Source organism: Runella sp. R5_40 (assembly GCF_057652295.1).
Genome location: NZ_JBYFCH010000006.1, coordinates 129,788 through 143,816, shown reverse-complemented (window position 1 = coordinate 143,816; position 14,029 = coordinate 129,788). Strand labels below are relative to the sequence as shown.

Below are 14,029 nucleotides of genomic sequence, written 5' to 3'. Positions count from 1 at the left end.
TGTGAAAAATCAAAGTGTTGAAAAATTAGAAACCAATGTTGATACCCCCCGTGATGGTTTTCGCTTGAGGTGCCGTATAGAAGTCATAGCCTTGCGCAATGTTGGTTACGATGTCGTCGGCATTTACTTCTGGATCCCAACCTGTGTATTTCGTGAAGGTCAACAAGTTCTGACCCGTCAAGAACAAACGCACACTGTTGATTTTCGCTTTGTTCAACAATGATTTTGGCAAACTGTATGAAAGTGTCACGTTACGCAAACGAACAAACGAACCATCTTGGATAAAACGGCTTGAAGGTTGCGCACCGTTGTTGAAGAACAAACGTGCTTCTGGGAATTTTGCGTTTGGATTTTCTTTTGTCCAAGAATCCAGCTGGTCTGCCGTTTGGTTATCTTCAAAACGAGCATTGGCTGAAGAGAAACGTCCTACGCCGTAGAAATTGAGTTTGTTTCCAAACACGCCATTGAAGAAGATACTCAAGTCAAATCCTTTGTAGCTAAACGTGTTTGTCAAACCACCAAGGAGTCTGGGCTGCGGATTGCCTACTACGACGCGTTGTGCTTGGTTATAGCTGTTGGTCGTGCTACGGTCGATTGTACCATCGGTATTTGTCACATTTTTATACCAAAGGGCGTCTCCGTTGGCAGGATCTACGCCCGCATATTCGGCGGTAAAAAATGTCCCGAGTGGTTGTCCTTCTACGGCGCGGCTCATGCTGTTAAGACCCGCTTCGATAATTTGCCCTTGCAAATCGGTGATTTTGTTGCGGTTAGCGGCCAAGTTGATGCTTGTTTTCCACTTGAATGCCCCTACTAGGTTATCAGTATTTAATACAAACTCTACTCCTTTGTTTTCCAAGCGACCTACGTTTTTCACTTGGGTCGTAAAACCAGTCGTACCTGGTACGTTTACGTTCAACAAAAGTCCTGAAGTTTGTTTGTTGTAGTAGTCAATTTCTCCACTGATGCGGTTATTGAGGATACCAAAGTCGATACCAATGTCAACTTGGTCTGACGTTTCCCATTTCAAATCGGGGTTAGCCAACTGCGAAGGGCGTTGACCTGGCAAACCTGCGTAAGCAGCATCTCCCGTGTATAGTCCAAGTTGTGGGAAGTTTCCGATTTCGGCGTTACCTGTCCGTCCGTAACTTGCCCGAACTTTCAAGAAACTGATAACAGGATTGTTTTGCAAGAAGCTTTCTTCCGAAAGTACCCAACCTGCCGAAACCGCAGGGAAGAAACCGTAGCGGCTGTCGCGTCCGAAACGTGACGAACCGTCGATACGTGCGCTCAATCCTAAGAGGTAACGGTCGTTGAATTTGTAGTTAGCACGGGCAAAATACGACAAGAAACGGAAATTGGTTTCGGTAGAAGTACCCGCTGTTTTACGAGCCGCACTCGCAATCATACGATACGCATCCGAAGGAAAATCTTGGCCTTGAGTAAGGGCAAATTTCTCTTGTGATTGCTGATACGACATCCCCAATGTACCGTCGATGGTATGTTTTCCGAAACTGTTATTGTACGTAAAGTAGTTGTTGGTGTTGTAGTTTTCAACCCGCGTAAAGGCATTTTCGCCCAAACCGTTTGGTGCACCGAAATTACGTTGTGTTTTACTGTTGTAGTACGACTCTTCTTGTTGGTTCAGTACGTCCACCCCTAGTTCAGAACGGAAATTCAATCCTTTTGCAATCATCAACTGGCCATATATGCTGCTAATACTGCGGCTAACCGTTGTATTGTAGTAGGCATTGCCAATGTTGATAAGGGGGTTATAATACACAGGAATCGAAATATCACCTGGAGGCGTTCCTACTGGAAGACCCGTTTCTGGGTCGTTTTGTGGCGTCATTGGAGGCAAAGCCACCATCTGAATCGGGTTGTCAAATTGGCGGTCGCCCGACAAACGATTGTTCAACGTACGGGCCATGCTCATGTTGATTCCCATGCGGAAACGATCAGATACTTTTTGGTCGAGGTTAACACGACCCGACATACGGTTGAGGGCGTTGCCAATCAAAATCCCTTTTTGGTCAAGCAATTGTCCCGACACAAAGAACGAAGTTTTGTCATTTCCTCCGCTGATATTTAAGTCATACTGGCTCATTGGTGCTTTTTGGTACGCCAATCCACCCCAGTCAGTACTTGCTTGGTTGGCAGTACCAAATGTTCCTAAGCTTTGGGTTTGGAAGAAATCTTCCATGTAAGCCGTGTACGAATCTGGGTCTTTAGGGTCAATACCGTCGATACGATCCGAGTTAGCAGCCGCTTGACGGTATAGTTTCAAATACTGTTCCGTATTCAAAAACTTCACTTGCTTGGTTGGCTTGCTTGAACCAAATTGATACCCGAAGTTGATGTTTGTCCGTCCCGACTTACCACGTTTGGTGGTGATAAGCACAACGCCATTGGCCGCGCGCGAACCATAAATGGCTGCCGCAGAGGCATCTTTCAATACCTCAATCGACTCAATGTCTTGCGGGTTAATATCCGCCAATGGGTTGGTTGCCCCACCGTTGTTACTCAAGTTTTGGGTCGTTACTGGAATTCCATCCAATACGTACAAAGGCTGGTTAGAAGCCGATACCGACGAGTTACCACGTACCCGTACCTGAATCGCCTGCCCTAGCTTCGACGAACCTGCCGTTACTTGTACCCCAGCAGCCTTACCTTGGATGGCTTGGTCGAAGGTATTAACAGGCATGTCTTGGATGTCAGCAGGGCGAATTTTGGCGATGTTTCCCGTCAACTCACGCTTAATTTGTGAGCCGTATCCCGTTACAACGACTTCGCTCAAACTTCTTGTTTCAGGTTTTAGCTGAATGTTGATTTCTGAGCGGCCGTTTACTTTTTCCTCAGAAATGGTAAAGCCCACAAAACTGAAAACCAACGTTGCATTGTCAGGAACGGCCAACCGATAGTTTCCTTCAGCGTCAGAGTTAGTCCCTTTGGTTGTGCCTTTAACGGCAACAGCGACACCAGGCATTCCTACCCCATCTTCTGCCGAGGTGACTTTCCCTGTCACCATCTTGTCTTGCGCTCTTGCCAGAAGAACCGACAAGCACGTAGCCACTAATAGGCTTACACGTAAAATGTGTCTCATACAGTTTAGTTTGTTAGAGTTAATAAATAAAAAAAGTACCAAATTAGAACCTTGTTCCAATCGAATTCTTTAAGCAATACTTTGGATACGATAAAAATTACACAAAGGAGGTGTTGTTAGACCAAAATGGACTAAAAAAACGACACGAAAGTACGATGAGATTGTCTGAGAAGTTTATACTTAACAAATCATCCACTGACAGGAAATAGTCCTGCTTAGTTTTCTTGGCCAGTTTTGGCATACAATACTCTTTTGTGTGGAAAACGACTATTTGGTAACACAAACATAACGCACAATTACCGAAAAGTCAAAGCTTTACCGTGTCAAAAGTTAGTTGTACTTAGCAGATATACTTAGTCAGGTTCGTAAAAACAGGTGCTCCCACCTACCCACGTAAAGTCTTTGTTGAAGCGAACGCCAATCATTTCACCGCGACTCAAACGACTCAAGCTTGTGAGCAACTGTGGGCGTGGGGCATTGTCTTCCCATACATAAAGCATCCGAATCTCACATTTCACCAGCCCATCCAAGGCTTGAATGATCGGCTCGTAAGCCACCTTTCGCTGTAAAATCCAATTTTCAGGGTCAGCAACCGATGATAAGTCTTCGAGAGAAACGTGGATTTTTACGCCGCTTCCTGCAAATGAGAACAGAGGTTTGAGGACATAATTTTCTAAATCGGCAGGAAATTGCCCACCGTATTCGCTCAAGAAGCGGGTGTCGGGTACGTAGGGAGATTTGAGGAATGGAAGGGTGTATTTACTGATGCGAAAAAACCAGTTGGGATGCCCTACCCAAGTCACGTCCACATCATCCGTAAGGTTAAATTCCGTTTGAAGGTCAGGGAAATTACCCAAGTCATCAAAAATTAAGCGGTTATATATACGTTTGACTTGGATTTCGCGGCCGTCTTTTTCGTAGAACAATTCCCGTCCACGCTTTTTGATTTTTGTGTAACAAACTGCTTTTACCCCCAAAAATGCTTCCGTTACGGCAAAGTCGATGCGGGTTTTTTGTTGTTCTGGATAAATTTCCAGCAAAATGACATTTTCGGGGTTTTCGTTGCCCACAATTACTTCTTTCAGCTTGGCAATGTACTCCGCTTGCGTACGCACCCCGCTGAAATAATTGCTAAAGTCGGCAGGAATCGGGAAATAATCGCGAAACTTCTCGGTGACGTAGCTTTGAAACCCAAAAACCGACGGAAAGCCCTGTAATTCTATTAGCTGAGGCACAAGCTCACCTTGTGCGTCTTTACAAATGGCAAAATCAATGGCCAAAAATGAGCTATGATTATTTTCGTTTGGTACGTTTTGGTCAGCAGGAATGGCGGGTTCGGTTTGGTTTTTAAACTCGCTTCCCACAATCACATCCACAAACGATTCACAGGCTTCAATGAGCTTATTTTTTAAGGCTTTTGGCACAAAAACGGGCGTTTCTGCTACCCTAAATTCGAGTTGATTGGGCCAATCGGTGTGAATGCCCGCAACAAATTCGTTGTATTTTTCCTCGCTGAAAGCTGCGTTGTACGTTTGTCGAAGTTGTGTAATCATAGGAACTAAAAGGTTTATCCAAACAAAATAGCCAAAAGTTCTTCTTTCGAAAGTTTAAAATGCAACGCAACTGAGTTTAAGATTGCATTCAATGTGCCTATTTTTAAGGGGGAATGATGAGGAATTGTTTCTTGATGAATACCGTTTTGTTGTGTTCTAATCCGAACATGGCTCCCAGTTTGTCGTACGACTTCATATCCTAGTTTCCTCAACTGTTTTATTAGCTGTTCACCTGTTATATCTCTGGGAGTCTTCATTTAAATTGCAAAAACTTCATCTTTTACGAAGTGAAGGCGAATAAGCTTGGGTTTAGCCTCGTGAGAATCGAAATGACAGTCGATGGCATCTTTAATCATCTCTTTAAGCTCCTCCACAGTATCTCCCTGAGTAAATATAGCTTCACCCAATGCGCGGGCTGTATATCCACCCTCAACATCTTCTTCGACGATAAAAATAAGCTCTTGCATCTTGTTTGAAGTTCGATAATCAACCAAAAATAATCAACAAATCAATTTCTCCAAATAAAACTTCATTCGACACGCTACATTCTGACCTCGACATTCATCTCACTTTGCATGCTAACTACGACATTCGCACTGAGTTGTTCGGCGGCGTTTTGGAGAAAAGTAGGAATAATAGACGCCTCGGTAAGCATGATTTTGTCGGGGTCTTGGAGGTGAGTTACCATGTCGTTGTATTTTTCTTCCCCGTGGTTTTTGATGATTCCTTCGCGTTTTTCGTCTTTTTGGAAGTGACGAAGCATCCCTTCGGCGTCGGCTTCGGGGTGGAATTGCGTCCCAAATACTTCACGAGAAAAGCGTACCGCCATCACTGCTCTTTCCAAATGCGCCACGTGCGGACGTTCTTTTTCGATCCCCAAAATTTTTGCGCCAATCCGTTCTAAATGATGATGATTAGGCTCAATCACCTGAAAGTCGCGCGAGTCAACGGCATAAAATGGATCAGGCAAGTTTTTGAAAAACGGTTCTTTCTGGCCGAAGTGTGTTTTGGTCATCGGAAATATCCCAAAAGAAGTCGAGCCGCGCTTACAAACCAATCCAACGCCCCAGTGCAAACACGCCATTTGGAAGGAGTGACAAATCAAAAAAAGGTGTTTTTTGCGGGGATGGTGCGGTTGGCGGTTGTATTGCCAAATCTGGTCAAGGAGCAAAAAGAAAGGTTTTTCCCACGGTTCGCCCACTGGTTGAGGATTGCCTGGCCCTCCCGAAGAAATAAAAATATCGAAACTCAAATCAGGCACTTCGCATTTTTGGCGCACATCAAATACCTCATAGGTTGCCTCCATTCCTTCTTGATTTACAAAACGCTCCGTGATGGCTTTGATACAACGCATTCCTTCGTTGGCATACCCATCGTACATGTCCAAAATGGCAATCTTTAGTGGCTCCATTGTGATGTCTCTCTCTATTTACTTAACAAAAAAATCGTACTGCCGCTGGCTTCAAACTCCTGAAAGAGAGGAATAAAGGTCAGTGGCGGTACGATGTAAAAATACTATTTTCTCCGCAAAGTTACGGAAATATTAATTCAACAGTTTGAAAATGTGGTAATTTGAAAATGAGAAATTTGTCGAATTAGCTAATTTTCAAATTAATCAGCGGCTACACAGTTACCCAACGGCGCTCGCGGCTACTTTCTACGATTTTGTCGCAAAGGCGAAGCTCACGCAAGCCGTCTGCAAACGTTGGATACGTTGGATTGGCTGGTTTTCCGTTGCGAATTGCCGCATATACTTCTTTGAACAACTGCTTCGACGTATCAGGGAAACCTTCGTTGTGGCCACCTGGGAACGTCATCAAAGCACGTGCTTCTTCGTGGGCAAGGGCAGGGTCGCGCAACAATACTTGGTTGGCTACTTCACGACGCCCCATCCATACTTCGTTAGGAGTTTCTGAGCACCAGTTGAAAGTTTGGTTTGCACCGCTGATTTCGAGCGTACAGCGGTTTTTACGCCCTGCCGATACCTGACTTACGGTGGCTACGCCCGTGTTGCCGTTGTCGAAACGGTACAAAATCGAGGCAAAATCTTCCGTAGTGATAGGTACTTCTTCGTAATCAGAAGCCTGGAGCAATTTGCCTGAATAGGTTGCGATAGCCTTCTTAGGTTTCATACGCGTTTTGTGAACCGTATTGAAATCTGCCATTACTTCGGTGATGTGAAGCCCCGTGATGTACTCAATCAGGTCGAATAAGTGCGAACCAATGTCGGCAACGGCACGTGAGTCACCCGATTGCGAAGGTTCCAAACGCCAGTTGTAGTCGGTTGGTAAGAAAAGCCAGTCTTGCAAATAGCTACCTTGTACCGAATAAATATCGCCGAGTTCGCCTTTTTCACGCATCGTTTTCATCTGACGAATCAACGGGTAATAGCGAAGGTTGAAGTGAACGGCATTAACCAAGCCCAATTTATCGGCCAACTCTACCAATTCTTCTGCTTGAGCAGTGGTGGTGGCAAGTGGTTTTTCGCAAACCACATTTTTACCCGCCAACAACGCTTTTTTGGCTTGCTCATAGTGGAGAAAGTTTGGCGTACAAATGTGAACGCACTCAATAGAATCGTCGCGAAGAAGGTCGTCAAACGAATCGTAAGCGGCTGTGCCGAGCGATTGGGCACGGGCTTGGGCGATTTCGGCCGAGAAATCGGCGATACCTGCTACTTCAACGTCGGGCAAACGCCGTAGAGCTTCGATGTGGGCTGGCCCGATAAAGCCAAGACCTACTACGGCTACTTGAGTTTTTGACATAGTAATAGTGATTTGGGTTTGAACGTGGGTTTATAATTGAGGATAAATGACAATTCCACTACGTCGATAACCAATCCGCTGTGCAATCACGTACAGCGAATCGCCTTGGGATAGCTCTAAAGGGTGGCTATAAACCTGCCAGCTGGCATCTTTCCAGTGTTTTTTGTACCCAATTGAGGCTCCTTTGGTGGCGCAAGTTAATGCAATTTTAGAAGAATTGACGGAGATAATCGGGATTTGCGTTTGCGGAGGGCTGTCGCTCCCACCCCACCATCGACCGACCATTTCCATTTCGGGTTCGGCGGCTTTATCGCCTACTTGTTGAAGCCAACGGTCATAGATGCCCCGCATTTCTTTTAATTTTTGCTGATACTGAGCCACATCGGCAAGGTTGACAAATTGGTGGGGGTCGCTTTGGCAGTCGTACAATTCTTCGTTAGGCTTGCTGGGACTAAACCACCGTAGCTGCGTAGCATTGAGCTGGCCTGCTTCTTTGAGTTTTAAAATGGATTGCATCGACGGTTGTTGCAATCGGTAGCGAATATTCTGGTAGTACGGTTTTTCGGGCATGTAGTTGCGGAGGTATTGATAACGCCCATCGTGTACACTTCGTACGCGGTCGTATTCCGAGTCCATGCGGTCGCGGGCGGCAAATACAAACTTCCGTGGGCTTTTGGCTTTTTGTTCTCCCAAAAATGCCTGCCCTTGCAAATGTTTGGGAATAGGAATGTGCGCCAACGACAGCAACGTCGGTGCCAAATCAACGAAGCTAATCAGTTGGTTATCTACTTTTCCTCGTTGGTTTTGGGGAACAAACGGATTTTTAACAATAAAAGGAACCCGCAAACCGCGCTGCGTCACTTCGCGCTTGACGTAGGGAAGGCCGTCGCCGTGGTCGGAAAAGAAAAATACGATGGTATTGTCGGCAAGACCATCTTCCCGAAGTTGTTCCAAAATTTTTCCTGCTTGTTGGTCCATCACCATGGCGTTCGACAAATGCCGCGCAATATCAAGGCGAACTTCGGGGGTATCGGGGTAATAGGGAGGTACGGTGACTTCTTCGGGTTTGACGAGCAAAGGCTCTTTCGACCGCGCCCATACCTGCGACTCGTGCGTGACAGTGAAATTAAAAACGGCAAAAAATGGTTGATTTTTATCGGGGCGATTGCGCCAATGTGCCCGCGTGCTACTCTCATCCCAAGCGGTCGGAGGAGCTTCAAACTGATAATCTTCTTTGGAATTGTTGGTACAATAATAACCCACCGCCCGTAAGTATTCAGGAAAACATTTGACATACTCAGGAATAACCGCCGAATAACCCTTAAAACCAGGCGGATAGGCGTCGGAAGCCACCGCTGAAGCGGCCAAGGTACGCATGTGTTGGGTACCGATGGATTGTTGATACATCCCCGTAATAATCGCGGAACGGCTAGGAGCGCACACACCCGCAGTAGCAAACGCGTTGGTGTAGCGCGTACCTTCGGCGGCAAGTTGATCAAGCTGGGGCGTTTTGACGATTTTATTACCAAAACTACCCAACTGATAACTCATGTCTTCGCACGTAATCCACAGGATATTAGGATGTTTTGGCGGCGGAGCATCGAAATTCGCTTGCTTGAAACTTGACAGTAGAAAGGCGATGACTAGCACCCCCGCAAAGACGTGTTTCATAAAAGATACGAAGTTTAACAGTCTGACGTTTTAAGACTTGGCTCGTCTGATTTTACTGATGAGAGAAGCAAATTGAGGGGAGGTAAAAAAGGGCTTTAATAACTTTTAACAAACTTTCGTCCCTTCAAAACGCGGAATGCCGTACTTTTGCAAATAAAGTAGTTGTAAAGTTGTCTCCACGAACACAGAAGAGTATCGCAAGTGCCGCCCATTGGCTGCTATGTTTGGCCCTAATCTTGATGGGCAACTTTGGGTTAATGGCCCAAAGGTTACTTCCTCGTAAACCAACGAATCCCGTTGTAGCTCCCGATTCGCTCCAAAAGCGCTCGGCCTCACTTCCTCGCGTTGGAGTCACCATGGCCAATGCCGATAGCACCAAAAAAGATACCCTCCAAGCCGAAAGCGACCTCAAAAGCACGGTGGTCTATAGCGCCAAAGATTCGACCATCATGGATCCAACCGCCCAAGAAGTGCATCTTTATGGGCAAGCCAAAGTCACCTACGGAGCCATTGTGCTACAGGCGGATTACATTCGCTTAAACTGGACAACCAACGAGGTTTTTGCCAAAGGAACCTACGACACAACCTCCAAAAAATGGGTTGGAGAACCTATTTTTGAGGACAACGGCGAAAAGTACGACACCAAAGAACTGCGGTATAATTTCAAGACAAGAAAAGGATTTATTAAAGGTATTGTGACCCAACAAGGCGATGGCAATATCCGTGGAACAACGGTAAAGAAAGACGCCGAGGACAATATGTACATTCGTGGGTCGATTTATACAACCTGTAACCTGACTCATCCGCACTTCCACATCGCGGCCAAGAAAATCAAAGTCATTCCCGAAAAACAGGTCATTTCGGGGCCGTTCAATTTAGTAATTGCCGATGTGCCTTTGCCCCTTGGTTTACCTTTTGGTTTTTTCCCCATTCCTAAGAAAAAAGAAATCGGTACATCGGGACTCATCATGCCTACCTACGGCGAAGAACCCAATGGACGTGGTTACTACCTCCGCGACGGGGGCTACTACTGGGCGATTAGTGATAAAATCAACATGAGCATTACGGGGCAGATTTACTCCCGAGGAAGCTGGGGAATAGGACTAGCGATGCCGTATGCGGTCAAATACCGTTTCAACGGAAACTTTAACCTGCGCTTCAACCGCAACGTGCAAGGAAACGAAATCAAAGTGTTGAACAAACCACGTAATGACTTTAGTCTCAACTGGACGCACACGCCCGTGACACGCGGGACGTCGAGTTTTGGTGCTTCGGTCAACATCGGTAGCAATAGTTTTAACCAGTTCAACGAATTTAGCACCCAGCGCTACATCCAAAACGTGGCGGGGTCGTCGGTACAATACAACAAACAGTTTGGGCAATTTGCGCGAATGGGAACTAGCGTGCGCGTCAACCAGCGTTTCCCCGACCGCTCTAAAGTAGATGCCGAAGGCAAACAAATTGACCCTGGGGCGATTGACGCAGGCATTGATTTTAATTTCGGTATCAACCAAATTGCTCCTTTTGCCCTCAAAGGTGGAACAGGTGCGTGGTATGAAAGTTTTCGTTTGGGAATGGATTTCAGCGGAGGGCTGACGGCCAACAACAACATTGTGTACGCCGATACGTCGAGTGCACGCTTGGGATTTGTATGGGCAAATCCTCCCTCTAACGTGGTCGGAAGTAGTACAAGTCCCATCACTACGTATGCGTTGAACGCCGAAACATTCAGCCAGTTTATCAAAAACTCACAGTTTACGGGGCGTTTTTCAATCCCGATTTCTTTGCCAAACATTAAACTATTCCGCTACATCAACATCACACCAGGGATTTCGATGTCGGGTGATGCCTTTACACAAAAGTTTCAATACAAATACATCAGCGGAAACAAAGTACAAGTGGATACCCTCAAAGGGTTCTATTTTGCCAACAACGTTTCGTTCAGCGCCAGCGTCAACACCCGCCTCTACGGAACATTTTTTATCAAAGGCAAACGCTTGGAGGCCATTCGTCATACCGTGATTCCTTCGGCGAGTATTAGTTATGTGCCCGACCAGTCGAATTTGTACGAAAAAACGGTGGTGAATGAGCGCGGCGAAGTGCGTTACTTGAACCGTTATCGTACCGTAGGTGGAAACTTAACGACCTCAGGTACCTCCGCCGCCGCAATTTCGTGGAGTTTGAACAACTTATTTGAGGCCAAACTCCGCCCTAAATCTGATTCTACGGGCAAGCAGTTTGAGAAAAAATCTATTTTGGACAACTTGAGTTTGAACGGTTCGTATAACCTCATGGCCGACTCGCTCAATATGTCCGACATCAGCATGGCGGCCAATGCCCAGTTGTTTAAAAACCTGAATTTCAACTTCTCGGCTAGTTTTGACCCCTACGCCTACGTGCAAGACGCGGCCTACGGTACGGTTGGACGTAAAATCAATAAGTATTCGGTGATGGCAAACCAAGGGTTGGCTAAATTATCAAATATAAACATCGCCTTTTCGACGCGGTTTGCCCCCAAAGGTGCCGATAAGCCTAAAAAAGCAAATACACCTAATACCGAAGAACAACAACGGATGATTAATGCCAATCCTGCGGCCTATGTCGATTTTAACATTCCGTGGACGGTTAATTTTAGTTACAACTTCGGATACACAAAACAAGGCTTGGCCAAAGCAACGACCATTCAGGCCCTGACCATGCAGGGTGACTTTAGCTTGACTCCTAAGTGGAAGTTTACGTATTCGACGGGCGTTGACGTCGTAGCCAAAGCACCTTCTATTACCAATATCGGTATCATTCGCGACTTGCACTGCTGGGAAATGTCGTTCAACTGGACGCCTTTTGCGGGGTCAGGCTTCCGTGCCAACAACTACAACTTTGAAATCCGCGCCAAATCCGCCCTTTTGCGAGATTTGAAACTTTCACGCCGCCGTACCTTCTACGATCAGGGCGGGTTTTAGGTTGGGGGTTTCCTGTTTGAGGTTTTATTTGTTGCGATTTCGAGCGGGTTGTGAGCAACCCTTGGCACACTTGAGGTTTTGCACATTTACATTTTTAAATTTTGCCCTTTCATCTTTGCCGCTTTCAAGCGGGTTGTGAGCAACCCGTTGCACATCTGCCAATCTGTCAGTTTTGGCTACTGTGGCAAAGAAATTTTAGATATTTGTAGTTATAAAAAAGAGCAATAAAGGTATTTTTAAAAATATGACAACCGAGAACGAACCAATCCAAAACGAAGAGATTGTGGCAGAAGAAACTACGCCTACACCAGAGGCTACAGAAATAGCGCAAGAAACGGAAGTAACCAAAACAGAAAAATTGGAAGCAGAAGTAACGGAATTGAAAGACAAATATTTGCGTTTATACGCCGACTTTGAAAACTTCCGCCGCCGTACTGCCAAAGAGAAACTCGACCTTATTTCAAATGCCAATGAAGAATTGATGAAGGCAGTACTGCCAGTCGTTGATGATTTTGAACGCGCGATGGCTTCTTTTGAAACGGTCAACGAAATTGCCCCGTTGAAAGAAGGTGTTGGGTTGATTTACAACAAGTTCTCCAAAACACTGGAAGCCAAAGGTCTAAAACCAATGACGGCAAAAGGGGAAGTATTTGATGCGGACCTACACGAGTCGATTACGCAGTTCCCAGCCCCTAGTGCAGACTTAAAGGGCAAGGTGATTGACGAAATAGAAAAAGGATATTTCTTGAACGAAAAAGTGATTCGCTACGCAAAAGTGGTAGTGGGCAGTTAAGATAATGGCACAAAAAAGAGACTATTACGAAATTCTTGGCGTAAGCAAAGGGGCGTCGGAGGATGAAATCAAGAAAGCCTACCGTAAGTTGGCTATCAAATACCACCCTGACAAAAATCCTGACGACCCGTCGGCAGAAGAAAAATTTAAAGAAGCTGCCGAAGCCTACGGAGTGCTCAGTGATGCCGAAAAACGCAAACGTTATGACCAGTTTGGGCACGCAGGCATGGGCGGAAACGGCGGCTTTGGCGGTGGCCAAGGTTTCGACATCAACGATATTTTCTCTCAGTTTGGGGATATATTTGGCGATTCGTCGCCATTTGGGGATATGTTTGGCGGTGGTGGTGGCGGCGGTGGCCGTCGCGTCCGTCGTGGAACCGACCTCCGCATCAAACTCAAATTAGACCTTCGCGAAGTAGCCGAAGGAGCTGATAAAAAAATCAAAGTAAAACGCTACGTAAGTTGCAACACTTGCGGCGGCAACGGCGCTAAAAATGGCGGCTCACTTAAAACCTGCCATACGTGTAACGGAAACGGCCAAGTACGTAAAGTAGTAAGTACGATGCTCGGCCAAATGGTATCGACCAGCACTTGCCCTACGTGTAACGGAGACGGAAAAATTGTCACCGAACGTTGTGAAGCTTGCGCAGGTGAAGGACGGGTATTAGAGGAGGATTTAATTAGCATCAAAATTCCTGGCGGAGTAGCCGACGGAATGCAGCTTTCCATGAGTGGCAAAGGAAACGTGCCTCCACGTGGCGGTATCGCAGGAGATTTGTTGATTGTCGTGGAGGAAGAAGAAGACGAGCAGTTGAAGCGCGATGGCAACAACTTGGTGTATGACTTGCACCTTAGCTTTATTGATGCCGCATTAGGAACAGCCGTTGAAGTCCCTACCCTCGACGGAAAAGCACGCGTACCGATTGAAGCGGGTATTCAAGGCGGCAAAATTTTGCGTTTGAAAGGAAAAGGAATCAAAGAACTCAATGGCTACGGCCGTGGTGATCAGTTGATTCATATCAATATTTGGACGCCAAAACAAGTAAGTAACGACGAACGTGCCCTGCTCGAAAAACTCCGCAACTCTCCCAACTTCCAGCCTAAACCTGGAAAAAATGAGAAAGGTTTTTTTGAAAAAATGAAGGATTTCTTCCATTAAAAGTTTCATATACAACAGAAAAACG

At 46.0% G+C, this 14,029-nt stretch carries 10 protein-coding genes; 3 read left to right on the top strand and 7 right to left on the bottom strand.

The window, feature by feature from the left end; all coding sequences use genetic code 11:
• Window positions 1–25: 25 nt before the first annotated feature.
• From AC23N5_RS13310 to AC23N5_RS13280, 7 genes are all read right to left on the bottom strand, one after another.
• Entirely contained in the window at window positions 26–3,103 is a 3,078-nt protein-coding gene (locus AC23N5_RS13310; RefSeq protein ID WP_487755960.1) for a SusC/RagA family TonB-linked outer membrane protein, read from the bottom strand.
• A 353-nt stretch (window positions 3,104–3,456) separates the two neighbouring features.
• Window positions 3,457–4,656, bottom strand: coding sequence for a hypothetical protein (locus AC23N5_RS13305; RefSeq protein ID WP_487755959.1), 1,200 nt, complete (start codon window positions 4,654–4,656; stop codon window positions 3,457–3,459).
• Between the two features lie 14 nt (window positions 4,657–4,670).
• Window positions 4,671–4,913 (bottom strand): type II toxin-antitoxin system HicA family toxin, encoded by a 243-nt coding sequence (locus AC23N5_RS13300; RefSeq protein WP_487755958.1) that lies wholly within the window; start codon window positions 4,911–4,913, stop codon window positions 4,671–4,673.
• The gene (locus tag AC23N5_RS13295) at window positions 4,914–5,123 is read right to left on the bottom strand and encodes a type II toxin-antitoxin system HicB family antitoxin (protein WP_487755957.1); all 210 of its coding nucleotides are present in this window, start codon (window positions 5,121–5,123) and stop codon (window positions 4,914–4,916) included.
• 74 nt (window positions 5,124–5,197) lie between these two features.
• Entirely contained in the window at window positions 5,198–6,067 is an 870-nt protein-coding gene (locus AC23N5_RS13290) for a type 1 glutamine amidotransferase (RefSeq protein WP_487755956.1), read from the bottom strand.
• A 211-nt stretch (window positions 6,068–6,278) separates the two neighbouring features.
• Window positions 6,279–7,421, bottom strand: coding sequence for a Gfo/Idh/MocA family protein (locus AC23N5_RS13285; RefSeq protein ID WP_122934076.1), 1,143 nt, complete (start codon window positions 7,419–7,421; stop codon window positions 6,279–6,281).
• 30 nt (window positions 7,422–7,451) lie between these two features.
• Window positions 7,452–9,092, bottom strand: a complete 1,641-nt coding sequence (locus tag AC23N5_RS13280; protein ID WP_487755955.1) for a sulfatase family protein — start codon at window positions 9,090–9,092, stop codon at window positions 7,452–7,454.
• Window positions 9,093–9,262: 170 nt separating this feature from the next.
• Between AC23N5_RS13280 and AC23N5_RS13275 the strand changes: the two genes are divergently transcribed.
• From AC23N5_RS13275 to dnaJ, 3 genes are all read left to right on the top strand, one after another.
• Complete coding sequence (locus AC23N5_RS13275) at window positions 9,263–12,052, top strand: putative LPS assembly protein LptD (RefSeq protein ID WP_487755954.1); 2,790 nt, start codon at window positions 9,263–9,265, stop codon at window positions 12,050–12,052.
• Between the two features lie 244 nt (window positions 12,053–12,296).
• Window positions 12,297–12,845: a nucleotide exchange factor GrpE gene (locus AC23N5_RS13270; protein WP_487755953.1), complete on the top strand. Its 549-nt coding sequence runs from the start codon at window positions 12,297–12,299 to the stop codon at window positions 12,843–12,845.
• Between the two features lie 4 nt (window positions 12,846–12,849).
• On the top strand, window positions 12,850–14,004 hold the full coding sequence (gene dnaJ, locus AC23N5_RS13265; RefSeq protein WP_183970912.1) for a molecular chaperone DnaJ: 1,155 nt from the start codon (window positions 12,850–12,852) through the stop codon (window positions 14,002–14,004).
• The last annotated feature ends 25 nt before the right edge of the window (window positions 14,005–14,029 follow it).

Excerpts from the sequence above, each read along its gene's own strand:
- AC23N5_RS13310 (WP_487755960.1), bottom strand. The coding sequence starts at position 3,103 with ATGAGACACATTTTACGTGTAAGCCTATTAGTGGCTACGTGCTTGTCG.
- AC23N5_RS13305 (WP_487755959.1), bottom strand. The coding sequence starts at position 4,656 with ATGATTACACAACTTCGACAAACGTACAACGCAGCTTTCAGCGAGGAA.
- AC23N5_RS13300 (WP_487755958.1), bottom strand. The coding sequence starts at position 4,913 with ATGAAGACTCCCAGAGATATAACAGGTGAACAGCTAATAAAACAGTTG.
- AC23N5_RS13295 (WP_487755957.1), bottom strand. The coding sequence starts at position 5,123 with ATGCAAGAGCTTATTTTTATCGTCGAAGAAGATGTTGAGGGTGGATAT.
- AC23N5_RS13290 (WP_487755956.1), bottom strand. The coding sequence starts at position 6,067 with ATGGAGCCACTAAAGATTGCCATTTTGGACATGTACGATGGGTATGCC.
- AC23N5_RS13285 (WP_122934076.1), bottom strand. The coding sequence starts at position 7,421 with ATGTCAAAAACTCAAGTAGCCGTAGTAGGTCTTGGCTTTATCGGGCCA.
- AC23N5_RS13280 (WP_487755955.1), bottom strand. The coding sequence starts at position 9,092 with ATGAAACACGTCTTTGCGGGGGTGCTAGTCATCGCCTTTCTACTGTCA.
- AC23N5_RS13270 (WP_487755953.1), top strand. The coding sequence starts at position 12,297 with ATGACAACCGAGAACGAACCAATCCAAAACGAAGAGATTGTGGCAGAA.
- dnaJ (WP_183970912.1), top strand. The coding sequence starts at position 12,850 with ATGGCACAAAAAAGAGACTATTACGAAATTCTTGGCGTAAGCAAAGGG.